Raw genomic sequence first — 25,266 nt, 5'->3', positions numbered from 1 at the left:
TTTCATGAAATAGATCCAGTTCCGGTAAAATCAATTGCAACAAGTGAACATTACGAAACTAAGAGGAGCATATCAAAGTCGGTGACACTGACTTATGGGACAGTTCACTTCTGATTGTGGAAACGGGGCAGTACAGAAGTGGAAAAATTCTGTGTTTCTTTTTAATTAATATATTTATTGGGAAAAACTTCGAAATTTCAGGCACAAATGCTCCTTCTATCCTATAATAGAAGCTATTCTGGACGTAAGAAATTTGTAAGGAATGAGTAAGAAAAAAGAGATTTTCATAGTATAAAATATTTATTATACCTACGTATAACACCTACTACTAATAATGTGTTATAATACGAATTAGCAACATAAAGGAAAGGAATTAGAAAAAATGACCTTACAAAATACTAAAAATTTAAAAAAACAAGTTGCTCCTTTTGAAAAATCAACGGCAAAAAAAAGTGTTTGGCAAATCATCAATACGGTAGTGCCATTTATTATCTTATGGTACCTTGCTTATAAAAGTTTGTCCGTTTCTTATTGGTTAGCATTAGTTCCAGCTGTGTTAGCCGCGGGATTTATGACACGGGTTTTCATTATTTTTCATGATTGTACCCATCATTCTTTCTTTAAAAGCCGTCGTGTAAATAGAATAGTAGGGACATGTATGGGTGTTTTAACTTTATTCCCGTTTGATCAATGGGGGCATGAGCATTCCGTTCATCACGCTACAAGTGGTAATTTGGATAAGCGAGGTACAGGAGATATTTGGACACTTACAGTGAATGAATATTTGGCAGCGCCATTTAGACTCCGTTTAGCATATCGTTTATATCGCAATCCATTGGTTATGTTTGGGTTAGGTCCGATTTATGTTTTCCTACTTAAAAATAGATTTAACAGAAAAGGTGCTAGAAAGAAGGAACGCATGAATACCTATTTGACGAATGTTTTAATCGTTGCTTTAGTAGGGTTACTTTGCTGGACACTCGGATGGCAATCGTTTCTTTTAGTACATGGTTCCATATTCTTAATAGCAGGTTCAATAGGTATTTGGCTGTTTTACGTACAGCACACATTCGAGGATTCTTATTTTGAAGAAGATAAAGAGTGGGAATATGTGAAAGCGGCAGTGGAAGGAAGTTCTTTTTATAAACTACCTAAAATCTTGCAATTTTTAACTGGTAATATTGGATTTCATCATGTTCACCATTTAAGTCCAAGAGTACCTAATTATAAATTAGAAGAGGCACACAATAATACGCTTCCTTTAAAGAATGTACCAACGATTACTCTTGCTACAAGTTTGCGGTCACTCCGTTTCCGTCTTTGGGATGAGCAAAACAACAATTTTGTTAGCTTTAAAGAAGTTAAAAATTTAGTGAAAAATAATGTTTCTATTCCAGTGAAATCAGAACTATAACTTCATCAAATATGACTGACTCCCCTTAATCATTTTCGATTTAAGGGGAGTTTTTGTTTAACTAGTAGATGCACGATATGGAGAAAACTTAAATGATTTAAATTGTAATGGAGGTGGATTAAGAAATAGTAATTAATATTAGAGGACGATAAAAATATTATGTTAACAATTTGGGGAGATTGATATTACTTTTTTCAATAGATATTATGCTTAGTCTCTGAGTATATTTCATCTGGTGTGTATCATGTCTTACAAGAAACGTATGATTTAAAACTTGATAAAATTTGCAGCAAATACATATGAAAATGATGTTCCCTTAATAATAAAAGGGTATTACGCTATAAAATAAATGATAATAAGAACAGGCTAATTATTTTAGGATAATAAAATACAAAACAGACAAACTCAATTACCCTTGAATTTGTCCGTTCAGTTACTGGTGAAAAAGGAGGAGTATGTAAATGAAATGTGTATATAGTCTAAAACTGTTTAAAGATATGTGAATGTATTTAAAGTGGGTTTCTTTACACTAATTTATTACTTTTTAGTTTGCCTAGATAGTTCAACAGATTTTTGCGTACAACGCTGCATAGCTGAAATGATGGCTGTTCGTAAGCCTTTTTCCTCTAATGTTGCTACAGCTTCTATAGTTGTTCCGCCAGGAGAACAAACCATATCTTTCAATTCACCTGGATGTATGCCTGTTTCTAGTACCATTTTTGCAGAGCCTAACACAGCTTGAGCAGCGAATTTATATGCTTGATTTCTAGGCATACCATCTAATACAGCTGCATCTGCCATCGCTTCTATAATCATATATACGTATGCTGGCGACGAACCACTTACAGATGTTACAACGTCCATTAATTTTTCGCTTACGATCTCTGTTTGACCAAAGCTATTGAAAATGTTTAGCACATCTTCTAAATCTTTTTCTGTCACCATTTCATTAGGGCATAACGCAGACATTCCTTCTCCAACAAGAGCAGGGGTGTTAGGCATTACTCTTACAACCTTTAATTTTTTAGCAAAAGCCTCTTCAGTACTTTTAATGCTTTTCCCGGCAGCGATCGTTACGACGATAACATCGTTTTTGATTATTTCTTTTATTTCGTTAATGATTGATGCGTATAGGTCTGGTTTAATTGATAAAATTAAAATATCAGCATTTTTAGCTACTTCATTGTTGTCAGTAGTTGTAGTTAGCCCATATTTTTCACTAGCATTTTTTAAATTCGTAGTGTTTAAATCCGAACAAAGAATATTATTTGCAGACACTATCTTTTTGTTTAGCATCCCACCAATCATAGCCATTCCCATATTTCCGCAACCGATGAATCCAATTTGTTTATCCATAATAACTCAATCTTGCTCCTTTTATAATAAATTATATCATTTTGAAATTGTTATCTTAAAATAACAATAACATCTCCATGCAATATAAAGAAACATTCTAAGAGAATATATTCCTTTTTGCAACACCAAAAGTTGAAAATCAATTATATTCGACAATATGTAAATATATACACTTTAATTTTAGGTTTTATGTTGATGAATATGAGTTAAACTTATATCGATTTGTATTTTCATTCAGTAGGGTAATAATTTCATACAAGTAACTTGCCGCTCTATTTATTTTTAAAAATACTTCTTGACACCAAATCAAATTATATCGCATAATATAAAAAATTAAACCGAAAATCGTTGAAGGGAAATAGTACATATGTCTTCTTGCGAAAGAGAGTGGAATTCACCGGCTGAAAGATTCCTCGTATAGAATATATCGAACCTATCCCTGAGTCTTAAATGAAAGTTTAGGCGTTCGCCTGCGTTATAGGCGCCAAGTGGATATCTATGTATATCAATTAAGGTGGTACCGCGGAACAATGACCGTTTCGTCCTTTTTATTTTATTAAGGGCGAAGTGGTCATTTTTATTTTGCTCTTTAATAGGCTAGGTGCAGCACTGATAAGAATAGAAGCCGCTGTAAGCTGTATGAATAGAAGTGAAATTTATAAAAAACTTTGATTTTAGACTTGGGGGATACAAAAGTGAAAAAACAACGAATTGTTGTAAAGATTGGGAGTAGTTCCTTGGCAGATAGTCACGGAGGCATTTCTAAAGAACAACTTTCAGATCACGTTGCCGCATTGGCTCGATTGAAAGAGGAAGGGCATGAAGTTTTACTAATTACATCCGGGGCAGTCGCTGCAGGTTTTTCTGCTCTAGGGTATCCTAGCAGACCTGTGACAATTAAAGGGAAACAGGCTGCTGCGGCTGTCGGGCAAAGTTTATTAATGCAGGCATACACGGAGGAATTCCGTAAATATGGTATCGTTACTGCACAACTTTTACTAACGAGAAGTGATTTTTCTAGAAAAGAACAATACAGTAACGCTTACGCTACTTTAGGAGAGCTACTAAACCGTTCTGCTCTTCCTATAATCAATGAAAATGATTCCATTTCTTTAGAAGAGCTAACGTTCGGTGACAATGATATGCTGTCAGCTTTAGTAAGCGGACTTGTTTCGGCAGATATGCTCATGATTTTTACAGATGTGAACGGTTTATATGACCAAAATCCTCAGAAAAATGCGGATGCGAAAAAATATCATTTCCTTCCTGAGGTAACGGAAGAAATTGCTTCTCTTGCAGGAGATGCTGGTTCAAAACTTGGGACTGGCGGTATGAAATCAAAAATCGATGCTGCAAAGACGGCACTATCTCTTGGAGTGAGTGTATTTATCGGAACGGGATGTGGACAGGAGAAGTTTTTAGATGTTATGAAGGGCAAAGGTGATGGAACATATATCGGGAATGCTCCTCAAAAAGTGATTAAGATGAACAAGCAATGGATCGCCTTGCATTCGCTTGTTAGCGGACAAATTGAAGTAGATGCGGGGGCAGCTTCTGCCATCATTCAGCATGGTAAGAGTCTTCTTCCTGCTGGTGTTACAAATGTGTCAGGGTTTTTCCAAGTGGGTGAAGTCGTGGAAGTAATCACGCAACAAGGGCGCGTAATAGGAAAAGGACAATGCACATATAGCGCAGAGGAACTAAGGAATTTAAAAGGTATGCAAAGCCAAGATATTCAAGCAAAAGGCGAAAGGCATAATTATGAAGTCATCCATAGAGATCACTGGGTTTCATTTTAAGAAAAGAGAGCACTCAAATTTTAATGGGCAGGAAAGATTTAGATACTGGTGTTAAATAGTTCTCAAATAAAAACTGATTAACCTTAAAAAGGAGGAAATAAAAATGAATGAAGTGTTGGCAAAGGGGAAAAAGGCGAAAGAGGTTGCTAGAGAACTTGTGCTTAAATCTACAGATCAAAAAAATGAAGCACTTGCCGTAATTGCTGATCAGCTGATATTAGAAACAGCTTATATTTTAGAGGAAAACAAACGGGATATTGAAGAAGGGAAGACAAAAGGATTTTCTGAGTCACTCCTTGATCGTCTTATGCTGAATGAACAGCGTATCATTGATATGACTGAAGGTATTAAGCAACTAATTGATTTACGTGATCCTGTTGGAGAGCGTGTTAGTGCATGGGAACGACCAAATGGATTATCTATTCAGGAGATGCGCGTACCACTTGGTGTTGTCGGAATGATTTACGAGGCAAGGCCGAATGTGACAGTGGATGCTGCTACAATTTGCTTAAAAACGGGAAACGCAGTAATACTACGTGGTAGTTCTTCTGCTATTCATTCTAACAAAGCCATCGTTAGCGTTATTCACAGGGCGCTCAAACAAACAAGCTTGCCTTCAGAAAGTGTGCAGCTCATAGAAGATACAACGCGCGATAGTGCAAAGCAGTTGTTTACATTGAATGAGTACTTGGATGTTCTTATCCCAAGAGGTGGCAAACAATTAATTGATACTGTAGTGAGAGAAGCATCTGTTCCAGTACTTGAAACAGGTGCGGGAAATTGTCATATTTTTATTGATGAAACAGCGGATAAACAAATGGCATTTAATATTATTATAAACGCAAAAACGCAGCGTCCATCTGTATGTAATGCAATTGAAACGATTATACTTCATGAGAATTGGGCGCAGCAATTTGGTAGCGAGCTGTTTTCTTCCTTGAAGGAAAGAGGCGTGGAGCTACGTGGTGATAATAAAGCATTGGCAATTGATTCTTCTATTGCATTAGCTTCAGAAGAAGACTGGGAAACAGAGTTTTTATCTCTCACACTGGCAGTTAAAGTGGTTTCCACTACGGAAGAAGCGATTCATCATATAAATACGTATGGATCCATGCATTCCGAAGCGATTATTACAGAGAACGAGGAAAACGTCAGCAAATTTTTCACATCTGTTGATGCCGCAGCACTTTATCATAATGCATCGACTCGTTTTACGGATGGATCTGAATTCGGATTCGGCGCAGAAATTGGCATCAGTACACAAAAGCTACACGTAAGGGGACCAATGGGGTTACCTGCATTAACTTCCACAAAATATGTGATTCGTGGGAATGGACAGATTCGGGGATAAGAATTATAAAAGAACAAGTAATAAGATGAAGACACCCAATTCAGTTTAAGTGTCTTCATCTTATTACAATTATTCATTTACCATACAAAAAGCCCCACAAGCATAGCGCTTAATAAGGAAACAGCCATTCCGCTAACAAGAAGCTTCCAAACATTTTTACCGATTATTGATGATTTTTCCCCGCCAAATAATGAATTGTAAGTTCCATAAATCATACCTACTGTACTAAAGTTTGCAAAAGAAGCTAGAAATGTAGTTGCAACCGCAATTGTATGTGGTTGTAAAGACTTTAAGTTTGATTTTAAATCCATCATTGCAACAAATTCATTCGTTGTTATTTTTATCCCCATTAATTCAGCTACATACATAGCATCTTTTCCTGATAAACCGAGTAAAAAAGCAAAGGGGCTAAAGATAATAGAGAAGATTTTTTGAATTGTTAAGCCTGTTACAAAAAAGCTTAAAATACCATTTAAACATGCTGTTAATGCTACATAGCCAATTACCATCGCTAAAATAACAATAACCATATTCATCCCAACTAACATACTGTTTGAAATAGTAGAAAAGAAATCTTTTTTTTCATTTTTTGAAGGTGAATAAATAACATCATCTTCTTTAGTAACTTCTACAGGATTTAAAACATTAGCCAAGATTAATGCGTTAATACAGTTTAAAGGAATAGCGCTGAAAATATATGTTGCTGGAACCATTGATAGATAAGCACCAAGAATGGATCCGCTGACGCTACTCATACTCATAATTCCAAAAGTCAACAAACGATTTTCTTTTAACACAGATAATTGATCACGAACAACTGCAAGTGCTTCCGTATTTCCTAAAAACATCATTTGAATGGAAAAGAAGCTTTCTAACTTTGGTAAACGAGAAATCTTTGAAATGATTGCACCAACTTTATCGATAATCCAAGTTAAGATTCCAAAATACGAAAGAATATCAAAGAAAGTGATAACAAAAATGATAGGAAGTAAGGCGCTAAAGAAGAAATCAACTGTTTGATTTTCCATAGCTGAAGGAAATACAAATCGAATTCCTTCATTCGCACATGATAGTAGCCAACTGAAAAATGACGCAATTTTATTAATGATAATACTGCCCAATTTCGTGCCTAACATAAACCACGTAATAAAAAGCTCCAATATTATTAGAATAACAATTGGTCTCCATTTTATTTTTCTTTTATTAGGCGAACATAGGAAAACGATTAATATTACAACGAAAATCCCTAACATATTTAATATGAAATGCATGTCAACAACTCCTTGAGGCTTATTATTTGTATATAAAAAAGCCCCTATTCTTCCAAATTTGGATTATGATCAGAAGTTATGAAGAATTTAAGTTATGTTTGGGGTTAATCTATTTCAATTTATGTACTAAAAATTAATGTTTTTTCGCTTTATAAAGGATATGTATTAATAATGTAAAGCAACAAAATAAATCTATTGGTAGAACGAAGGACAATTAATAGCTGCATCCATTTTTAAATTGTTTAGGTGAAATACCAGTATATTTTTTAAAGATCTTTGTAAAATGACTTTGGCACGCTGAATATATTCATTTAGAGAAATTCTAACTTCCTTTTTGAAAAGGGAAGATAGATAACTTGGATTTAATGTGACTATTTCTGCTAGATGGGATAGTGATGCTTCTGAAATGATGAACTATATGCCATTACGAGCATTAGTGAACTTTAGCGCAGGTGCTTTTACAGAAGAAATGTTGAATGAAATAATTGGGCTATTGAACGATGCACAAATGAATTAATAAGCGGTGAATGCAAGGAAGTTAGGCGGGAGATAATGGTCCGTAAATGTCTAATTAAAGTTTTACTTTATCCATTGAACATTCTTTGTTGAATTTTAATTAAGCTTAATAAATCATTGCAGGACGTTTCTCCAGCATGCAAAAAGGCAAATGAGAGTTAGAATCTCATTTGCTTTTTTTGTACTTATTCTGCTAAATGTAGAATCATATGCTTGTCTATCATCTTTAATCATTGCTTATAAATATGAACGATGAGATGGCCATGAACCTTGGAGTTTACGAAGTTGTATAATTTGACCTGTATGATAAGCATTGTGCAATAGGATATTCAGATATTGTTGCCAAACTGGTAGAGAAGGACTTGGTTGATCCAGTTCTGTTTCTTGAAGGGATGTTAATGAAGATTGTAAGGCATCATGTACTTGAAGCGTTCGCTTCACTGTTTGTTGCCACGCTTCATCATCATTAGGTCCACCTTGGACAAACGTGTCATCCTGATGTAAGCGGGAAAGTAAGCGCTCTTTAAAGGTTAGTAAATGGTTTGCATTTTCCCAAATCGTATTACTGGCCTTTCCTTCTGGGTGCCAACATGCTTGTGCAGCGGTAAGATTCTTTAACGCTTCTGATATCGGTGGGTACCATTCTTCTTCGTAAAAAACTTGCTTGACCCCATTTTGTAATATTTATTTTTTACCCATTCGTATAGCCTCCTTAACTATGAGATAGACCAACAATAAGTGTTAGAGAAATTAGGTAGAAACGTACCTACTTATCATCTGATTGATGTTTGGAAGTTTCTAAAAGAACAATACGGCGCCGTTGTAGTAATTGCAGAAATAAACTTATGCTTTCAAAATCATTTTTATAAACGTAATAAATTCTCCTTTCTCTTTAATAAACCTGCCTCATAGTTGAACAAGAAAATTAACTGTAGCTTAAATTTAAAAACTTGTAGCAATATAAAGTTTCAGAAAGTTTTAAAATTCTAAAAAATTAGAAGGTATAATTCGATAAATATAGAATTTAATAATTAGCAAATAAGGAGGGGATTAAATGGAAGTCTTTCACGTAACGAGTAGAAAGAGGGAAACGTACAACGTTCAAATGAAGTATTCGATACTTTTCGAATGTGCACTTGGCATTGCGGCAGTTACTCATAAAAGGTTAATCGACACGCTTGAAAAATCTCAAAGTGAATGGGAAAAAATTAGACAATCATTATCGGTAGAGATGAGAGAGCATTTACAGTTCGTAGAAGAAAATAATACATGGAAAGCATTACTTCAGTTATTGTATGAGGGAGATTTTCAGGATCTATCACAGTTTATTGCAAATATCGATTCACTTTCAGAAGAAGATTTAAAGTATATATGTTTACCGTTTTTAGGAGAAGCGTATCAAGCGAAAAGACGTTTAGCTGCAAGCGGAGAAGTATCTGTAATACATGAACTAAAGGAACTGACACATGATCATCAGTTTTTCTCTACGTATATAGAGTTTGTATGTCATGCCGATGTGCGCGAACTAAAAACGCATTTAATCGCCGTTATGACAGGTTGGTATGACAGTGTTGTAAAAAAAGAGGCAGAAGAAATTGTTTCTATACTACAGCGAGATTATGAAGCGAAAAATGAAATGAATAAAAAGATGAAACCGGAAGAGTTTGTCGAGTGGGCTACAGGTGGAGTTACATATATGCCAGAGCCAAGTGTTCATCACGTACTTCTTATCCCGCAAATTACATACAGACCGTGGAACATAGAAGCTGATATTGAAGATACGAAAGTGTTTCATTATCCAGTCGCAAATGAAAGTATACATCCAGAAGATCCGTATGAGCCGAGTTATTTTTTAGTTCATAAACATAAGGCGCTCGGGGACGAGGCAAGGCTTCGTATTGTAAAACTACTATTTGAACAAGAGCGTACGCTGCAAGAAATAACGGAAAGATTACAACTAGGAAAATCGACAGTACATCATCATTTGAAACTTTTACGTTCAGCAAAGTTAGTTGATATTCAAGACGGAAAATATGTGTTGAGAAAGAAAGCAGTGCAGTCTTTAGCGAAAGAATTAGATGCATTTTTGAATAGATAATATACAACGAGAATGTACATAAAGGGAGGAATTTAATAGAAAAGTTGGTGAGCTATAGTGAAGAGTGTATTGAAAAACCGTTCATTCTTTTTTATGTGGATAGGTAGTGCGATTTCGGAATTAGGCGGGGCTTTCGGGACGTTATGTAATTCAATTCTCGTTTATGAATTAACAGGATCAAAAACAGCATTAAGTAGCATGTGGTTACTATATTTTATCCCGTCGCTCATACTACAACTTATAAGCGGTCCATATATTGATAAATGGAGCCGAAAGTGGATTATGATTTTTTCACAATGGATACGAGCGTCCGTATTTTTACTACCTTTGGCGATGCTAGTTACAGGTAATATAGAAGTTTGGCACATTTATGTTGTTCAAATTATAGTTGGACTTATTACACCGCTTTATACACCTGCAAGTCAAGCAATTACACCGAGCATTGTAAGTAAAGAGCACCTTCAAAATGCAAATGGGTATATTGATGGGATGACTCGTCTTATGATGTTTCTTGCGCCAGTATTAGGTGGCATCGTTATTCATTTTATTGGAATGAAGCTAACACTGTTCTTTGTGTGTATTTGTCTATTCATTAGTGGAGGGTTGTTGCTTTTCATTAGAGAAAAGAGGATAAAGCAAGAGCTTAGAAAAACGTGGCTAGAGCAGTTTCTTCATGGATTTACATATTTTTTCACAAGACCAGTTATCGTTTGGCTTGGTATCTTTCTAACATTCGTTCAATTTGGAGTAGGAGTAACGATGGTTACGAATCTTCCTTACATTAAAGATGAACTATCGGCAGGGTATGCTGAATACGGTTATTTTATGGCCGGTTTCCCACTTGGCTATGTAGTTGGATCAATATTAGTCGGAAAAGTAACATATAAAAGCCGGCGAATACTTATGCTTGGAGGATTGTTTATAGGTGGCCTTACATACATTTCTCTAGGGTTCAATCACAGTATTATAATTGCGGTAATTATTGAAGTAATTGCAGGTATTTGTATTTCATTTTTCAATGTTCATAATACGACGATATGCCAACAAACAGTACCAAACAATATGATAGGGCAAGTATTTTCAGTGCGATTATTTTTCATACGATCCGCTATGCCGTTAGGTGTGTTATTAGGAGGCATACTAAGTGAAATATGGGGAGTTAGAGCACTATACTTTATCATAGGTGCGATTATATGCGTCACTTCTTTAATAGGAATATTACTTCCATATTTTAAATTTTTAGATGAGGCAGTTGAAGAGAAAACAGCATAATTCAAAAAATTTAAAACTTTATAATTGAAAATAATTATCATAATCAACTATAATAGAAGAATACTAGTATTCGTATTACAAAGAGGGAGTGGGATATATGTTTATCGAAACTAAAACATTTACAGTAAAAGAAGGTACATCAGATATAGTTGTAGAGCGTTTTACAGGAGAAGGCATTATTGAAAAATTTGAAGGGTTTATCGATTTAAGTGTTCTCGTTAAAAAAGTGAGACGCGGAGATGAAGAAGTAGTAGTTCTGATTCGCTGGGAATCAGAACAAGCATGGAAAAACTGGGAAACAAGTGAAGAGCATTTAGCTGGACATAGAGCGGGCCGTGGTAAACCAAAACCAGATCATATCATTAACGTTGAACACGGTGTTTATTATGTGAAATCATCGAAATCGGCTTATCAACAGTCGTAAAATATAATTAGAGGTAGAGGATATTTGTTTATTAATAAACAAATATCCTCTTTTTTGATTTATAGTAAAATATGGATGTTATATATATTTATTTGTTTAGTTATAAATGGAGGTAAACGAAGTGAAAAAAATATTACTAATGGCAGCTTTAGCAACGACATTATTATCAGTATGTAGTGATAATAATGTGAAAGAAGATGTATCTAAGAATGAGGAAGAAAAACGTGAAAGCAGTGCAAAAATAGTAGAGCAGAAAGAGTATATCGTTATTGATAAGAATTATAATGAAATATTTCTAAAAGATGCTAGCTCAAATAAAGAAGAGAGCGTGAAAGTAAGTTTAAGTAATTTAAACCCAATAAAATGGAAGGCGCCTAAAAGAAACGGTAGCTTAGATATAGGTGATCATATCTCTTTGGAAAAAGAAGAGGGTAAATATACACCTACATTAGTAAAAGATCTTGTAGGTGAAATAAAGTATGATGGTTCAATTAAATATAAAATTTTAGAAGCAACTAATAAGTCAGTAAAGTGGTTACCACTAAATAAAGAGAACAATGGAGGGAGTGTTCCACCAGAGATGGTAAAAGTGGTGAATGCTTCGAAAATAAAAGGTGGAGATATTGTAACGATTCAAGATAAAACAAAAAGCAGTAAAGACGCAATTGTATATGAACTGACAATTGTTGAATAAGTATGTAGAAGATTAAAGGTATTAAGAGAAGTAAAATATATTTAGGTAACGAATAAATCTATAAGAATGTGTTTGGAGGTTACAAATGTTAGAAACACAAATATCTATTAAACATGAACGACATAAAAAATTAGTGAAAACAATAGTAGCTGAAATCTTATCTATAGATAAGGTAACTGGATGTATGCTTATTGGTTCTGTCGCAAGAGGTGATGCATATCCTGATTCGGATTTAGACTTATATATTCTTTTAGAAGACGGACAAAAGAAGCGATTTTATTCTGAAACGAGAGAAGATATTTTAGTTGAATATAAGAGTGCAGATTTTAATCTAATACAAGTAAACTTTAAAAACAATCCGATGGAACTATACTCATTTTTAGAAGGGAAATTTTTATTTGATAAAAGCGGTGAGTTGAAAAAGTTAAAGGAAATAGCTAAACATGAATTTGAAAACTACCGTGTTTCTAGTGATAAAGTAAAAGGCGTTTCTCATTGGTTACATAGTTCGCTAATTAAAATTAAGACTGCTCTGAAGGCAAAAGATGAGTTAAAAGCATCATATATAGTTCAAACATCAACTTGGACATTGTTAGAGGGAATATGGGCTATTAATAACAAGCCAGTACCGCCAGCTGGATCTGTTTTGAAATATATTGAAACATTATCTAAAGTACCAACGAATTTTGCAGGTTTTATAAATAAATTGTTTTTAGGTGATACGACAGAGCGCATCTCTTCAGCAATTTTCTTGATTGAGTGGGTTTTACTTAATTTGGAGAATAAATAATATGGCTATAACACTTGTCAATTTATATAGGTAAATCGATACTCCATGTCGAATTGTTCATATGATTGCATTCATTTCGAAAAACGTTCTAAGCTATAGGAAAAAGCATAAGACTATTAAAAAATAGTCTTATACGGAACACTTGAATATCTTTCCTTACATATGTAAGTGTTATTAATATGAGTATATATACCCTCTGCTTAAAAGGAGATGAGTGAATGAAGTTGAATCATTTAAATCTATGTTTTGATGATTTATCAGAAGCTAGACATTTCTTTGAAACATTTTTTGATTTTCAATTTTTGGAGCAAAAGGGAAAGGCACTTGTAGTAATGAGTGATGAGAGTGGATTTATACTTGTGCTAAGTGATCCAAAAGCATTTAAGGGGAATAAGGAAGTTATGTATCCTGAAGCTTTTCATATTGGTTTTTTAGTGGAAACTTCAAGTGAAGTTGATCAATCATATAATCGTTTAGTAGCTGGTGGCATTGAAATAGGCAAGGAACCTTATACGATGAGAGGTAGTAGTTATGGTTTTTATTTTACAGTATTTAATGGCTTATTAATCGAAGTGTCTTGTATTGATTATAGAGATGGTAAGAAAGTTTCAAAATCCAATGACACTCATCAAGAGTAATTGTTTGAAGGTGTATATGTAGCCCCTTATCCAGTTTGGAAAGGGGCTTGATACCATTTTAATCCTCTTTTTTAATGGAACACTAAAGTGAAAAAGAAGCGTCTTTTAGTCAGAAATCCGACTTATGAGACAGTTCCTTTATTTTTGTTTTCATATTTTAGTATAACTGAAACAATTCCCATTTTTAGCAATGTAATCAATTAATTGAAATATTGCGAAAAATGGGATGTTTATGTGTTAAAATAAATATAGAAAACCATTTATTAACTATCGGCAGGTTAATAGAAAAAGGGTGTAAATAGTTAATAATGTCACAATTAAAATGCAACTAGATAGTTAGGAGGAATGATTATAATGGATACTACACAACAAAACAGTAATGCATGGGATAAGAAGGTTGAAGAAGGTTCTAGATACACTCAACCTGTAAGTAGTGAGGTTATTGAAAAAAGTAAATCAGGTGAATGGGAAATCACAGTCACCACAGAAAAATCAGTTCCTAGAGATTGGTTTCCAAAGTCATTAGAGGGATTAAAGATACTTTGTTTAGCATCAGGTGGAGGGCAACAAGCACCAGTACTGGCTGCTGCTGGAGCAGATGTAACAGTTACTGATATATCTAAGAAGCAATTGGAACAAGATGAAATGGTAGCGGAACGGGATGGATTAACTTTAAAAACAGTACAAGGAGATATGTCAGATCTTAGTGATTTTGAAGATGAATATTTTGATATTGTCGTAAATCCTGTTTCTAATTTGTTTGTAAAAGATGTTCATCTTGTATGGAATGAGATTTCAAGGGTTTTAAAGAATAAAGGTATTCTTATTTCTGGATTTACAAATCCTTTACTATGGATTTTTGATGACAACCAAGAACAAAAAGGTATTTTGGATGTTAAACATTCAATACCTTCATCAACATTGGATTATTTACCAGAGGATGAAGTTCAAGATTATATTAATTTAAATCAAACAATAGAATACGCACATACTCTAGAAGATCAAATCCAAGGTCAAGTTGAAGCTGGTTTTGTTATAACGGGTTTTTACGAGGATGATTTTGGTGGAACAAGGATATTAGATAAGCATATTAAAACTTTTATTGCTACAAAAGCTATAAAGTTAAAGGTTGATTAAAATTTTTGGCTCGTTAGTCGAAGAAGGAAACTTGAAAACAGTAAAAGTTCAATGTATGTCAAAAAGGATGGCAAGTGCCATCCTTTTCCTTGTGTAGTTTGAGTGTCAAAACAAGTTTTACTCCTCTTAACTGAACCCGTTATAATAAATAGTCCATCTTTTCACATTAATTTTTCACATCATTATATAGTTCCAGCGCCTCTTTCACATTCAATCTATTTTTTACAATGCCATGAATCGCTTGAATCATCGCAGTTGGATGTTCGGATTGCCATATGTTTCGGCCCATGTCTACTCCGATTGCGCCTTCTTGCAGCGCATTGTACGTAATGTTTAATGCGTCTTCGATTGAATCTAGTTTCGGTCCGCCCGCGATTACGACTGGAGCAGGGCATGTGCTTGTGATTTTTTCGAATCCTTCGCAGTAGTACGTTTTAATAATATCAGCTCCCATTTCAACACATACGCGGGAGGCGAGTGCTAGAAAGCGAGCTTCACGTTTTTGTAGTTCTTTCGCAACGGCGGTAATACCGAGTACTGGCAGGCCGTAATCGTGAGCTTCAGAGACTACGTTTGCGAGATTTGAAACAGTTTGTGTTTCATAGTCTGATCCAACAAAGACAGAAACGCCGACGCCAATTGCGTTTTGTTTTACTGCTTCTTTCACAGGTGTAACAATTGTTTCATTCGCTAAATCTTTGCCTACTACAGTTGCCCCGCCTGATACACGCATAACCATCGGTGTGTTGCAGTTTTCAGGAATACAGGAACTTAATACGCCTCGTGTTAAAAAGAGGGAATCAGTATATGGAAGCAAGTTTTTAACTGTTTCTAACGGTTGTTCAAGTCCGTGAATTGGCCCTAAAAAGTAGCCGTGATCTATCGCTAACATAACCGCTCTGCCGTCAGGTAAAATTGTGTTTAATCGATTTTTAAATCCCCAAGTCATTAGGAATCACTCCTTCGTTAATGTTGGATTTTCAGTTTGTACAGTATCTTTATTTGGTAAATGTGGTGACTTTATAAAAACAGCTTTAAAAGGCTTATCAGAATGGTTAATAAGATAATGGGATTCATGAGGTCGAACTTGCAAGACATCCCCTTGTTTGATCGGAACTCTCTCGTTATTCACATAGAAATCTATTTCGCCTTCTAACGCATAGAAGACCTCTTCGCACGTTGTATGATAGTGATTTTGAAACTCTTGCCCAGGCTGAATCACGACTAGGCCAAGATCGATATTTGGACCTTGTATTAAATATTTCGGCCCGTTATCACCGAAGCGATAGGAGAAATCATTTTCATTCGCTTTTAACATACATTTCACTCCTTTATGTAATGTGTTACAGAGCACCGGGTGCAATCCACATATGTGAGGTGAGCCCTTTATCGGCTAAAGCGAGCTGACTGTTATACACAGTTTTCCATGTTTCATAGAATTCCTTATATAGTTCATGATTTTCAGTGACTGGCTCAAATGTTTTTTCCCACTGTACAAACTGTCCGGCAGTCGCTGCCATAGATGAATATATGCCAGCACCAACCCCAGCAGCAATTGCAGTTCCTAAAGCTGCCGCTTCTTTTACAACTGGTACTTTCACTGGGATTCCAAGAACGTCTGAAAGAATTTGCGGCCAAAGTTTTCCTTTAGCAGCGCCGCCAGCAAAAATCACTTCAGAAGGAAATTTCCCTGTGAGAGCCTCTATTAATTTCAAGTTGCCGAATGTAACGAAGGCGGCATTTTCTTCTATTGCCCGGAACATTTCTTTTTTACCGCATTTTTCAGCATCTAAACTTAAATTTAAAAAGGATGGTGCAGCATGTCGCCAAGAAATATAATTCATTACATTTGAAAAAGTGGGGATTATGCCATGTGAGCCTACAGGAACTTCTTTCGCTTGTTCTTCTAGTAATTCATAAGCATCTACACCGAGTTTTTCAGCGAGCCGTTTTTCTTCATGGCAAAAGGCATCTCGAAACCACCTCATAACAAGGCCAGGGAAGAAAGCAATTGTTTCGTATTGCCATAGGTTAGGAATGACGTGGCAATTAACACGAATCGCCGCATTTGGATCAGTTTCTGGTTTTGTTATATTTACTTCTTGTTGCCAAAAACTGCCTCCGCATATAAATGTTTGTTCAGGCTTTACAACTCCAGTTCCAAGCGATGCCATTTGTGCATCTCCGCCACCAGCAACGACCGGTGTTCCTTCATGTAATCCTGTTAACTCAGCACTTCGTTTTGTGATATTCCCGATAACTGTACCAGCTTCATTTACTTTTGGAGAAAAGGCTAGAGTAAGACCGCATTGCTCAGCAACCGAGTTATCCCAAGCTCTATTTTGTAAATCAAATATACCGGACGTACATCCATTTGAAGAATCAATTTGCAGTACGCCGCACAATTTATATAAAATCCAATCGTTTAACATCGTGAAAGAATGAATGTTTCTGTACACGTCTGGTTCATGCTTTTTTATCCAAAGTAAGCGAGGTAAAGCACCTAATGAAAAAGTTTGACCGGATTTTTTATATAAATCCTTTTCAATTTCGGAACGAATTTGTTTTAGTTCACTAACTTCCGCTGACGCGCGGCCATCAACATTTGCACAAGCCCATATTTCCTGCCCGTTTTTATCGTATAAAACAAAGCCTTCACGCATACTCGTTGCACTAATACCTTTAATAGAAGAGGAGGACGTATTACTTTTTTGAAGAACCTCTTTCGTACATTTTTGAACGAGCTGCCAGTTTTCAGTTACATCAAAATTCATAGAACCAGGGTAACGACTATCTGATTTATGAATCCATTCTTTTTGACTAACAGCAAGTTGATTACCGTTTAAATCAAAAAGAACTGCTCGAATGCTCCCTGTACCAGCGTCGTAAGCTAATAGAGTAGACATTGAGAGTCACCTTCCTTTCTTAATAAGGAGAGGGCAGTTTCTTCATCGGTAATTAATGTATGAATGAACTTTCCTTTTAAGGCGCCGTAAATTGCAGCTATCTTTTCCGTACCGCCAGCTACACCAACGACATGTTTCATATTTTGAAGAACAGAGAGTGGTGTGCCGATAAGACGGTTATGATGGGGAAGTTCTAATTGTTTTCCATCAGTATTATAAAATTGCCCTAAAATATCTCCTGCCCCGTTTTGACTACGTATATATGTCATTTCACGTAGTGTTAATTTTTCTTCTTTCACAATTGTGGCGTCTTGAGATAAACCGCCAATGCCAACTACTGCTGTATGAGCGAGTGAAGCGACGTGAAGCATATCTTTCACGCTCGGTTCAGATAGAATAATTTGCGTCATTTCGTTTGTAGATGTTAGAAAAGGGGTAGGAATAATATGAAGATCGCCTTGCATGTAGTTTAAATAGCTTTGGTTTCTTGGAACATAGTGATTTACGCCTCCTGTAAGAGTAACGATTGAAAGATTCATAGAGCTATCAAAATGAATGTTTTCTAGCATTTTACTTATCGTCTCTCCCCAGCCAATCCCAAGTAAATCTCCTTGTTGCAATTGAGTTTCTAAATATTGTGCGGCAGCTTTTCCGAGTGAAAATGCATAATCCTCAGTTGGCGTTGGAATAACGAAAGCATCTTTTAGATGGAATTTTTTCATAAGGTCACGTTCGATGCTTAAACAGTGCAAACCAGTACCTTTTACGTGAAATGTGACGACACCTTCCGTCCGTGCTTTATCTAACAACCGAACGACTTTATTTCTTGAAATGTGAAGAAGGGAAGCAATTTTTTGCTGGGTTAATTGATCTTTATAATAGTACCAAGCTACTTTTGTTAACAAATTGTCTTCAAAGCTCAGCTGTGACATACTCTTCATCCCTTTCAACAATTGACCACTGCTTAAACATATGTGTTCGTTATTTTGTTTATTCCAGTTGAAGCGATAAATAGTCCAGTGAAAAAAGTGTTCTAGATATGAAAAAAGAAATATACAATGCTACAAAACAAGTAGAACAAAAAATCATTTTCTCAAAAAATGTTCTGCATAAAGGCAGGTGACAACATGTGGAGAACGTGCCCTTATTACAAGTTACAAAGATGAGTAAATCATTTGCAGATCAACTCGTATTAAAAGAAGTGAATTTACAATTAGAGCCTGGAGATGTATACGCTTTAGTCGGAGGGAATGGTGCTGGGAAATCAACGTTAATGAAAATATTAACGGGCTTGTATTCATACGATGCTGGCAAGATGTATGTGAAAGGGAAAGTACAACAGTTTTCAAACACAGCAGAAGCACATCAACATAGCATATATTTAATACCACAAGAGCCACTCATCTTTCCGCATATGACAATTGAAGAGAACATTTGTATCGGAATGAAAGCGAAAAAGAAAGAACTTCGAAATAAAATTAATAAGTTGCTAGAAGGCTTAGGTTGGAACATTCAACTTCATAAGCTAGGGTTATCGTTATCCATTGCCCAGCAACAATTAGTAGAAATATTGAGGGGATTAATAAGGGAAGCTGAGATTCTTATTTTAGATGAGCCAACATCGACATTAACAACTCATGAAATTAAGAGTCTTTTTGTGTTGATAAAAAGCTTAAGAGAAAAAGGAATTGGCATGATATACATTACGCATCGTTTTCCAGAAATCTTTGAAATTGCAAATAAAGTAGCAATTTTGCGTGACGGTATGATTGTAAGTCAAGGGGATGTATCAAGCTATACATATGACATGCTAATGGAGGGGTTATTACCGAAAGATTATAAACTTGAGGAGAAGAAAGAAATCGCGCAAGAAGAAATAGAGCATTCGGAAAAAGTATTAGATGTCATGAATGCGTCTAGTTATGCTTTTCAAAATGTATCATTAACTGTACACGCTGGAGAAATTGTCGGGATTTCAGGTATTGTCGGATCAGGTAGGACTGAATTAGCTGAATCAATATTTGGATTAATGCCTTTGAAATCAGGTTCCGTTTTATTAGAGGGAACATCCATTACGAAGTATTCGGTACATAAGCGAATAAAGGAAGGTATGGTGTATGTACCGGAGGACCGGGCAGGGAATGGTATATTTTCAATTGCGTCTGTTAAGGAAAATATAACATCTGCATCTTTAAACAGTATGAGTAGCTTCTTTTTAAACAACAAAAAAGAAAGCGCTTTATCAGAGTTGTATATAAAACAGTTTCGAATTGTTGTCCCTCATATGAATGAGAAAATGACGTCTTTATCAGGTGGGAACCAACAGAAGGTCGTGCTAGCAAAATATCTTGCATGTAATCCGAAAGTGATTATTCTTGATGAACCGACCCGCGGTATTGATGCGAAAGCAAGACTAGAAGTATACGAAACGATACAAAGTTTGAAGAGAGAGGGACTTGCGATCATATTAATCTCTTCAGATGTAGAAGAAATTGTTCAATTAGCGAATCGGGTATATGTGATGAGAAACGGAGAATTCGTCTCTCATTTAGAGAAGAAGGAAATTTGTATTGATGAAGTTACACGCCTTGCGTACGGAGGAAAGAGAGGTGTAACGGAGTGAAACGTTTATTTAAAATGCATGAGACGTCTATTATTATTTTATTACTTCTTTACATAGCCTTCGTTGGAGTAATGAATCCGAGTTTTGTGCAGTTTAGCTCTTTATCTTTAATTATGAAATCAAGCGTTATTTTAGTTATTTTGGCAATTGGTCAATCTTTCGTATTGTTTACGAAAAATATAGATGTATCAGTAGGGTCTATTATGGGATTAAGCGCTGCGGTTTGCGGGATGTTGTTAACAGATGGATACAGTGCCTTTATTTCGATATTTGCGGCAATTATATTTGGTGCTCTTATTGGTATGGTAAACGGAATTGGCGTTACGAAATTTCGAGTGCCAGCTATCATTATGACATTAGGAATGCTCGGTATTATTAGAGGTGCAATGTTAATATTTACGGGCGGAAAGTGGATTGAAGATATTCCGAATGAGTATAAACAAATTGCTTCTATTATGATGTTAGGCCTTCCGATAACGGTATGGACCGTTCTTATCATATTACTACTACTATATTTCTTTTTAATGAAAGTTCAAATTGGAAGATATTTTTATGCGGTCGGTGATAATGAAGATGGTGCAAGGCTTATTGGAATACATGTAGATAAAGTGAAAATATACGCGTTTATCATATCAGGCATAAGCGCTGGGCTCGCTGGATGTATATTCGTAATGAATATTGGATTCGTTCCAAATCAAACAGGTACAGGAATAGAATTGCAAGTTATCGCCGCTGCTGTTTTAGGTGGTATTCATTTAAAAGGAGGAACAGGCTCTATATTTGGAGCGGCATTAGGTGCATTCTTCTTAGAAGTGATAAGCAGTTCACTCGTCTTTTTAAAAATACCTGCATTTTGGAATAGTGCTATTTCAGGATTTTTACTTCTACTCATCATCGTATTAGATAGTGTCTTAAAAAAATGGAAGAAACTCCGGCAATTAGAAGAAAGGAGGGTGAATCTATGAAAGGAATACGTAGCTTGTATAGATGGGAAGGGGTTCTTCTCATATTGCTTCTCGTAGAATTCATTCTCTTTAGTTTCATAAATAGTGATTTCTTAAACATTAGTAACCTCCTTTTTAGTATGAACGATTTCCTCATTATTTCAATCGCGGCTATTCCGATGACATTTGTCATTGTAACTGGTGGAATTGATGTTTCAGTAGGATCTATTATGGGGCTTACTTCGATTCTTATCGGAGTACTTTGGATGAATGGCATGCCTATACTGTTGGCTGTTATCATTGCGCTCGTAGTAAGTTGTATAGCGGGCGGATTAAATGGACTTATTATAAAAATGACAGATGTAGAACCTCTTGTTGTTACACTTGGAACGATGTTTTTATATGCGGGAATCGCCCTTGTTATTTCAGGTGGTTCGGGTGCAGCGGGCTATGAAGGAATAAGTGGTTTACCAGATTCGTATGTGCAACTGGCAAATGGTAGTTTTATCGGTATACCTAATCTATTATGGCTCCTTGTTATTTTAACGATAGTATTTACGATATTGTTTCACCGTACAACATATGGTCGCTACGCAAAATTAACTGGCGTAAATGAAAGTACGGCGAAATATTCCGGTATTCGAACGAAGAAAGTGGTGATTATTGCTTACGTACTTTCTGGGGTAGGAGGTGGATTAGGAGGAGCTTTCTTAACAGCTTATTTTGGTTCTGCTCGTGCTGATATTGGAAGTGAAACGATTTTGCCAGTTATTACGGCAGTTGTATTAGGCGGCACACTTATTACGGGCGGAAAAGGGAGTGTTATTGGGACGGTACTAGCAAGTATTTTTATAGGACTCATGCAGTACGGTTTGCAAATGACGGGCTTAACGAATGAACAATCAAATGTAGTAATAGGTATTATCCTTATTATTTCTGTTATTATGAGACATTTCAAATTACAACGATTCACCACGGGGAAAAGAAGGGATTTGCATAAGGGGGAAATGTCATGAAGAGAAAATTGGGGATTGTTATGATTATGTGTATTTGTTTAATCGGTTTAATTGCTTGTTCTAGCCAAACAGCGGATAAGAAAAAAGTAGATGATGTAAAATTTGCGTTCATTCCGAAATTAACGGGAGTTGGCTTCTTCACATCAGGCGGTGAAGGTGCAAAAGAGATGGGAGATAAGTTAGGTGTACAAGTGAAGTACGATGGACCGTCTGAGGCAAGTGTATCCGGGCAAGTAAAATATATAAACAATTTTATTAACCAAAACTATGATGCGATTATGGTTTCATCTACGTCAGTTGATGGTCTCTCGCAATCATTACAACGTGCAAAGAAAAAAGGAATGACAGTATTAACGTGGGATTCTGATGTGAATCCGAAAGACCGTTCGTTTTATATTAGCCAAGGTACACCAGACCAACTTGCAAACTTATTAATTGAAATGACTTCGAAGCAAATTGGAGATAAAGGAAAAGTAGCATTCTTTTATTCAAGCCCGACTGTAACAGATCAAAATCAATGGGTAACGAAGGCAAAAGAGATTATTAAAGAGAAATATCCGAATTGGGAAATTGTAACGACGCAATATGGTGAAAATAATGCGCAAAAATCTTTATCAGTAGGAGAGAGTATTTTAAAAACGTATCCAGATATTAACGCAGTAATATGTCCAGATGCAACAGCACTTCCAGCGATGGCGCAAGCAGCTGAAAATTTGAAAATGGATAAAAAAGTAGTCGTAACTGGTTTTTCGACACCGAACGTTATGCGTGATTATGTAAAACGAGGAACGGTACAACAATTTGGATTATGGGATGTAAAACAACAAGGTGCACTCGCAACGTATGTCGCAAATGAAATTGTTGTAAAAGGGAAAAAATTAAAAGTAGGGGATAGCTTCGAAGTAAAAGGAATCGGCAAAGTGAAAGTAGAACCAAACTCTATTCAAGGGTATGACTATGAGGCAGAAGGAAACGGTATTATCGTACTTCCTGAACGAGTTGTATTTATGAAGGATAATATTGATAAATATAATTTCTAGTTGAGAGTTAACGGAGATTTTTCATTTCTTGTCGAATCGCTGATATAATTTTAGTCACTATATTTCTTCGTCAGACATAATAAAAACGTCCGAATATATCGGACGTTTTTATTATGTCGTTTTTTTAATCTATTCATTAATTGTGAACAGCTTCTTTTTCATTTAACCCAAGTGTGCGTCCTGTTGAAGCATGAAGCTCTTGGAACAGTCTTGGATTTTCCGTAAGTGACACGCCGTAAGAAGGGACCATTTCTTTTATCTTTGGCTCCCATTCTAGTATACGTTCTGGGAAGCATTTTTCTAATACTTCAAGCATAACGTGAACCGCAGTAGAAGCACCTGGAGAAGCACCAAGTAACGCAGCGATTGATCCGTCATTTGCACTAACAACTTCTGTACCAAATTGAAGTGTTCCTTTACCACCTGCATCAGTATCTTTAATTACCTGCACACGTTGTCCAGCAACGACAGTATCCCAATCTTCACTTTTAGCGTTCGGAATAAACTCACGTAATTCTTCCATACGCTTTTCGTGTGATAACATAACTTGTTGGATTAAGTATTTTGTTAATCCCATTTCTTTTACACCGGCTGCTAACATCGTTAAGACGTTATTCGGTTTTACAGAACCAATTAAATCAAGGTTTGAGCCAGTTTTTAAGAATTTAGGTGAGAAGCCTGCAAATGGTCCAAACAGTAAAGCTTTTTTATTGTCTATATATCTCGTATCAAGGTGAGGTACAGACATTGGTGGAGCACCAACTTTAGCTTTTCCGTATACTTTTGCATGATGCTGCTCTACAATTTTTTGGTTTTTACATACCATAAATAGTCCACTTACTGGGAATCCTCCAATATGTTTTGACTCAGGAATACCAGTCTTTTGAAGTAGAGGTAGACTACCGCCACCGCCGCCGATAAAGACGAATTTTGCAGTATGATGTTCGATTTTGCCACTATTCATATCATGTACTTTTACTTCCCACAAACCATTCTTCGTGCGTTTAATATTTTCAACACTATGTTTGTAGTTTAGCTCAACATTTTTAGTTTTTAAGTAATCAAATAACATGCGCGTTAACGCACCGAAGTTAACATCTGTTCCAGAGTCAATTTTCGTTGCAGCCATAGGTTCATTAGAATTACGACCTTCCATAATGAGTGGAAGCCATTTTTTTAATGTGTCAGGTGCATCAGAAAATTCCATTCCTTGGAATAGAGCGTTTTTTGAAAGCGCTTCAAAACGTTTTTTTAGAAACTCTACATTTTTTTCCCCTTGCACCAAACTCATATGAGGTAGTGGCATAATAAAATCTTGTGGATTACGAATTAAGTTTCTTTTTACAAGATAAGCCCAAAATTGTCTTGAAAGTTGAAATTGCTCATTTACTTTTACAGCTTTACCAATATCTATAGACCCGTCAGATTTTTCGGATGTATAGTTAAGCTCACATAGCGCAGAATGTCCTGTACCAGCATTATTCCATTCGTTAGAACTTTCTTCTCCGGCATTAGCGAGTTTTTCAAATACTTTAATTTCCCATTCAGGTGCCAATTCTTTAAGTAATGATCCTAACGTTGCGCTCATAATTCCTGCGCCAATTAAGATAACGTCTGTTTTTTGCTGCATGTTGCTCATGATAATCTCTCCATCCCCTATATTGGCAAAAAAGAGTAGGTGTTTTTTATATCTAAGCCGTAAAAAGAAAACACCGCCTAGGCCCCACCTAGGTACTTACCTTTTTTGTCTCAATTATATAACCATCTCATAGTCTATTATAATAATTAATAGACTAAAATATCTAGTGTTATCTGATAATTTTAAACTATTTAACGTTTTATTTCATAGAATTCTTCTGTCATAAGGGTAAAAAGCATAGTAGTAAAGCGGAATTTGGAGAAGAATTCCAGTTTGATGTTATCTCAAAAAAACTTACTAATACTTTTATTTTTAAGTTTTTATCTTTGGAAATTTGT

Annotated in this window: 23 protein-coding genes, 1 pseudogene and 1 other annotated feature; of the genes and pseudogenes, 15 read left to right on the top strand and 9 right to left on the bottom strand. The window is 35.6% G+C overall.

Annotation, left to right across the window (positions count from 1 at the left end; translation table 11 throughout):
* The first annotated feature begins 382 nt into the window (after positions 1 to 382).
* Entirely contained in the window at positions 383 to 1,414 is a 1,032-nt protein-coding gene (locus tag LCF45_RS14585; RefSeq protein WP_002013512.1) for a Delta(5) desaturase DesA, read from the top strand.
* A 537-nt stretch (positions 1,415 to 1,951) separates the two neighbouring features.
* Here LCF45_RS14585 and proC read toward each other — a convergent pair.
* A complete protein-coding gene (gene proC / locus LCF45_RS14580; protein WP_002168136.1) occupies positions 1,952 to 2,770 on the bottom strand; it encodes a pyrroline-5-carboxylate reductase in 819 nt (272 codons plus the stop codon).
* A gap of 339 nt (positions 2,771 to 3,109) precedes the next feature.
* Positions 3,110 to 3,320: a binding site (T-box leader), on the top strand.
* A gap of 145 nt (positions 3,321 to 3,465) precedes the next feature.
* On the opposite strand from proC, the gene proB reads away from it, so the two are divergent.
* The gene (gene proB / locus LCF45_RS14575; protein WP_199626780.1) at positions 3,466 to 4,569 is read left to right on the top strand and encodes a glutamate 5-kinase; all 1,104 of its coding nucleotides are present in this window, start codon (positions 3,466 to 3,468) and stop codon (positions 4,567 to 4,569) included.
* Positions 4,570 to 4,672: 103 nt separating this feature from the next.
* The gene (locus LCF45_RS14570; protein WP_002165561.1) at positions 4,673 to 5,920 is read left to right on the top strand and encodes a glutamate-5-semialdehyde dehydrogenase; all 1,248 of its coding nucleotides are present in this window, start codon (positions 4,673 to 4,675) and stop codon (positions 5,918 to 5,920) included.
* A 77-nt stretch (positions 5,921 to 5,997) separates the two neighbouring features.
* On the opposite strand, the gene LCF45_RS14565 is transcribed toward LCF45_RS14570, so the two are convergent.
* Both LCF45_RS14565 and LCF45_RS14560 read right to left on the bottom strand, forming a co-directional pair.
* On the bottom strand, positions 5,998 to 7,191 hold the full coding sequence (locus LCF45_RS14565) for a NupC/NupG family nucleoside CNT transporter (RefSeq protein ID WP_002127907.1): 1,194 nt from the start codon (positions 7,189 to 7,191) through the stop codon (positions 5,998 to 6,000).
* A 214-nt stretch (positions 7,192 to 7,405) separates the two neighbouring features.
* Positions 7,406 to 7,602: pseudogene (locus LCF45_RS14560) on the bottom strand (helix-turn-helix domain-containing protein); the annotation flags it as partial.
* Between LCF45_RS14560 and LCF45_RS14555 the strand changes: the two are divergent.
* Entirely contained in the window at positions 7,559 to 7,708 is a 150-nt protein-coding gene (locus LCF45_RS14555) for a hypothetical protein (protein ID WP_003190241.1), read from the top strand. The pseudogene LCF45_RS14560 and the gene LCF45_RS14555 sit on opposite strands and share 44 nt — an antisense overlap.
* Before the next feature lie 236 nt (positions 7,709 to 7,944).
* On the opposite strand, the gene LCF45_RS14550 is transcribed toward LCF45_RS14555, so the two are convergent.
* On the bottom strand, positions 7,945 to 8,391 hold the full coding sequence (locus LCF45_RS14550; RefSeq protein WP_254865058.1) for a DinB family protein: 447 nt from the start codon (positions 8,389 to 8,391) through the stop codon (positions 7,945 to 7,947).
* 370 nt (positions 8,392 to 8,761) lie between these two features.
* On the opposite strand from LCF45_RS14550, the gene LCF45_RS14545 reads away from it, so the two are divergent.
* The 7 genes from LCF45_RS14545 to LCF45_RS14515 all read left to right on the top strand — a co-directional run bounded on the left by LCF45_RS14545 (position 8,762) and on the right by LCF45_RS14515 (position 14,760).
* Entirely contained in the window at positions 8,762 to 9,805 is a 1,044-nt protein-coding gene (locus LCF45_RS14545) for an ArsR/SmtB family transcription factor (protein ID WP_003190247.1), read from the top strand.
* 57 nt (positions 9,806 to 9,862) lie between these two features.
* The gene (locus tag LCF45_RS14540; RefSeq protein WP_002168141.1) at positions 9,863 to 11,077 is read left to right on the top strand and encodes an MFS transporter; all 1,215 of its coding nucleotides are present in this window, start codon (positions 9,863 to 9,865) and stop codon (positions 11,075 to 11,077) included.
* A 97-nt stretch (positions 11,078 to 11,174) separates the two neighbouring features.
* The gene (locus tag LCF45_RS14535) at positions 11,175 to 11,501 is read left to right on the top strand and encodes an antibiotic biosynthesis monooxygenase family protein (protein ID WP_078203508.1); all 327 of its coding nucleotides are present in this window, start codon (positions 11,175 to 11,177) and stop codon (positions 11,499 to 11,501) included.
* Positions 11,502 to 11,607: 106 nt separating this feature from the next.
* On the top strand, positions 11,608 to 12,195 hold the full coding sequence (locus LCF45_RS14530; RefSeq protein WP_080021423.1) for a hypothetical protein: 588 nt from the start codon (positions 11,608 to 11,610) through the stop codon (positions 12,193 to 12,195).
* Positions 12,196 to 12,280: 85 nt separating this feature from the next.
* Entirely contained in the window at positions 12,281 to 12,985 is a 705-nt protein-coding gene (locus LCF45_RS14525) for a nucleotidyltransferase domain-containing protein (protein ID WP_002127903.1), read from the top strand.
* A gap of 218 nt (positions 12,986 to 13,203) precedes the next feature.
* A complete protein-coding gene (locus LCF45_RS14520; RefSeq protein ID WP_263892856.1) occupies positions 13,204 to 13,623 on the top strand; it encodes a VOC family protein in 420 nt (139 codons plus the stop codon).
* A 354-nt stretch (positions 13,624 to 13,977) separates the two neighbouring features.
* The gene (locus LCF45_RS14515) at positions 13,978 to 14,760 is read left to right on the top strand and encodes a class I SAM-dependent methyltransferase (RefSeq protein WP_002127899.1); all 783 of its coding nucleotides are present in this window, start codon (positions 13,978 to 13,980) and stop codon (positions 14,758 to 14,760) included.
* Positions 14,761 to 14,926: 166 nt separating this feature from the next.
* On the opposite strand, the gene lsrF is transcribed toward LCF45_RS14515, so the two are convergent.
* The 4 genes from lsrF to LCF45_RS14495 are packed head-to-tail and all read right to left on the bottom strand — an operon-like array spanning position 14,927 to position 18,598.
* On the bottom strand, positions 14,927 to 15,709 hold the full coding sequence (gene lsrF, locus LCF45_RS14510; protein ID WP_002032842.1) for a 3-hydroxy-5-phosphonooxypentane-2,4-dione thiolase: 783 nt from the start codon (positions 15,707 to 15,709) through the stop codon (positions 14,927 to 14,929).
* Between the two features lie 6 nt (positions 15,710 to 15,715).
* On the bottom strand, positions 15,716 to 16,078 hold the full coding sequence (locus tag LCF45_RS14505) for a cupin domain-containing protein (RefSeq protein WP_000909986.1): 363 nt from the start codon (positions 16,076 to 16,078) through the stop codon (positions 15,716 to 15,718).
* A gap of 25 nt (positions 16,079 to 16,103) precedes the next feature.
* Complete coding sequence (lsrK, locus tag LCF45_RS14500) at positions 16,104 to 17,666, bottom strand: autoinducer-2 kinase (protein WP_263892840.1); 1,563 nt, start codon at positions 17,664 to 17,666, stop codon at positions 16,104 to 16,106.
* Positions 17,651 to 18,598, bottom strand: a complete 948-nt coding sequence (locus tag LCF45_RS14495) for a sugar-binding transcriptional regulator (RefSeq protein ID WP_263892839.1) — start codon at positions 18,596 to 18,598, stop codon at positions 17,651 to 17,653. Before LCF45_RS14495 ends, lsrK begins: the two co-directional genes overlap by 16 nt.
* A gap of 197 nt (positions 18,599 to 18,795) precedes the next feature.
* On the opposite strand from LCF45_RS14495, the gene LCF45_RS14490 reads away from it, so the two are divergent.
* Genes LCF45_RS14490 through lsrB form a run of 4 tightly spaced genes read left to right on the top strand, consistent with a single transcriptional unit; the run spans position 18,796 to position 23,289 of the window.
* Entirely contained in the window at positions 18,796 to 20,289 is a 1,494-nt protein-coding gene (locus LCF45_RS14490; RefSeq protein WP_002168147.1) for a sugar ABC transporter ATP-binding protein, read from the top strand.
* Complete coding sequence (locus tag LCF45_RS14485) at positions 20,286 to 21,254, top strand: ABC transporter permease subunit (protein ID WP_263892838.1); 969 nt, start codon at positions 20,286 to 20,288, stop codon at positions 21,252 to 21,254. Before LCF45_RS14490 ends, LCF45_RS14485 begins: the two co-directional genes overlap by 4 nt.
* A complete protein-coding gene (locus LCF45_RS14480; RefSeq protein ID WP_002168149.1) occupies positions 21,251 to 22,249 on the top strand; it encodes an ABC transporter permease in 999 nt (332 codons plus the stop codon). Before LCF45_RS14485 ends, LCF45_RS14480 begins: the two co-directional genes overlap by 4 nt.
* A complete protein-coding gene (lsrB, locus tag LCF45_RS14475) occupies positions 22,246 to 23,289 on the top strand; it encodes an autoinducer 2 ABC transporter substrate-binding protein LsrB (protein WP_002168150.1) in 1,044 nt (347 codons plus the stop codon). Before LCF45_RS14480 ends, lsrB begins: the two co-directional genes overlap by 4 nt.
* A gap of 136 nt (positions 23,290 to 23,425) precedes the next feature.
* Here lsrB and LCF45_RS14470 read toward each other — a convergent pair whose 3' ends face one another.
* Entirely contained in the window at positions 23,426 to 24,928 is a 1,503-nt protein-coding gene (locus LCF45_RS14470; protein WP_044438243.1) for a malate:quinone oxidoreductase, read from the bottom strand.
* Between the last annotated feature and the right edge of the window lie 338 nt (positions 24,929 to 25,266).

This window comes from Bacillus sp. 41-22, from assembly GCF_025809295.1.
Lineage (GTDB): Bacteria > Bacillota > Bacilli > Bacillales > Bacillaceae_G > Bacillus_A > Bacillus_A mycoides.
Note: the sequence above shows the minus strand (reverse complement) of the source record. Positions and strands in the feature narration are given on the sequence as shown.

Excerpts from the sequence above, each read along its gene's own strand:
- lsrB (WP_002168150.1), top strand. The coding sequence starts at position 22,246 with ATGAAGAGAAAATTGGGGATTGTTATGATTATGTGTATTTGTTTAATC.
- lsrF (WP_002032842.1), bottom strand. The coding sequence starts at position 15,709 with ATGACTTGGGGATTTAAAAATCGATTAAACACAATTTTACCTGACGGC.
- LCF45_RS14565 (WP_002127907.1), bottom strand. The coding sequence starts at position 7,191 with ATGCATTTCATATTAAATATGTTAGGGATTTTCGTTGTAATATTAATC.
- lsrK (WP_263892840.1), bottom strand. The coding sequence starts at position 17,666 with ATGTCTACTCTATTAGCTTACGACGCTGGTACAGGGAGCATTCGAGCA.
- LCF45_RS14570 (WP_002165561.1), top strand. The coding sequence starts at position 4,673 with ATGAATGAAGTGTTGGCAAAGGGGAAAAAGGCGAAAGAGGTTGCTAGA.
- LCF45_RS14505 (WP_000909986.1), bottom strand. The coding sequence starts at position 16,078 with ATGTTAAAAGCGAATGAAAATGATTTCTCCTATCGCTTCGGTGATAAC.
- LCF45_RS14470 (WP_044438243.1), bottom strand. The coding sequence starts at position 24,928 with ATGAGCAACATGCAGCAAAAAACAGACGTTATCTTAATTGGCGCAGGA.
- LCF45_RS14530 (WP_080021423.1), top strand. The coding sequence starts at position 11,608 with ATGGAGGTAAACGAAGTGAAAAAAATATTACTAATGGCAGCTTTAGCA.
- LCF45_RS14480 (WP_002168149.1), top strand. The coding sequence starts at position 21,251 with ATGAAAGGAATACGTAGCTTGTATAGATGGGAAGGGGTTCTTCTCATA.
- LCF45_RS14515 (WP_002127899.1), top strand. The coding sequence starts at position 13,978 with ATGGATACTACACAACAAAACAGTAATGCATGGGATAAGAAGGTTGAA.
- LCF45_RS14525 (WP_002127903.1), top strand. The coding sequence starts at position 12,281 with ATGTTAGAAACACAAATATCTATTAAACATGAACGACATAAAAAATTA.
- LCF45_RS14585 (WP_002013512.1), top strand. The coding sequence starts at position 383 with ATGACCTTACAAAATACTAAAAATTTAAAAAAACAAGTTGCTCCTTTT.
- LCF45_RS14495 (WP_263892839.1), bottom strand. The coding sequence starts at position 18,598 with ATGTCACAGCTGAGCTTTGAAGACAATTTGTTAACAAAAGTAGCTTGG.
- LCF45_RS14520 (WP_263892856.1), top strand. The coding sequence starts at position 13,204 with ATGAAGTTGAATCATTTAAATCTATGTTTTGATGATTTATCAGAAGCT.
- LCF45_RS14545 (WP_003190247.1), top strand. The coding sequence starts at position 8,762 with ATGGAAGTCTTTCACGTAACGAGTAGAAAGAGGGAAACGTACAACGTT.
- proC (WP_002168136.1), bottom strand. The coding sequence starts at position 2,770 with ATGGATAAACAAATTGGATTCATCGGTTGCGGAAATATGGGAATGGCT.
- LCF45_RS14535 (WP_078203508.1), top strand. The coding sequence starts at position 11,175 with ATGTTTATCGAAACTAAAACATTTACAGTAAAAGAAGGTACATCAGAT.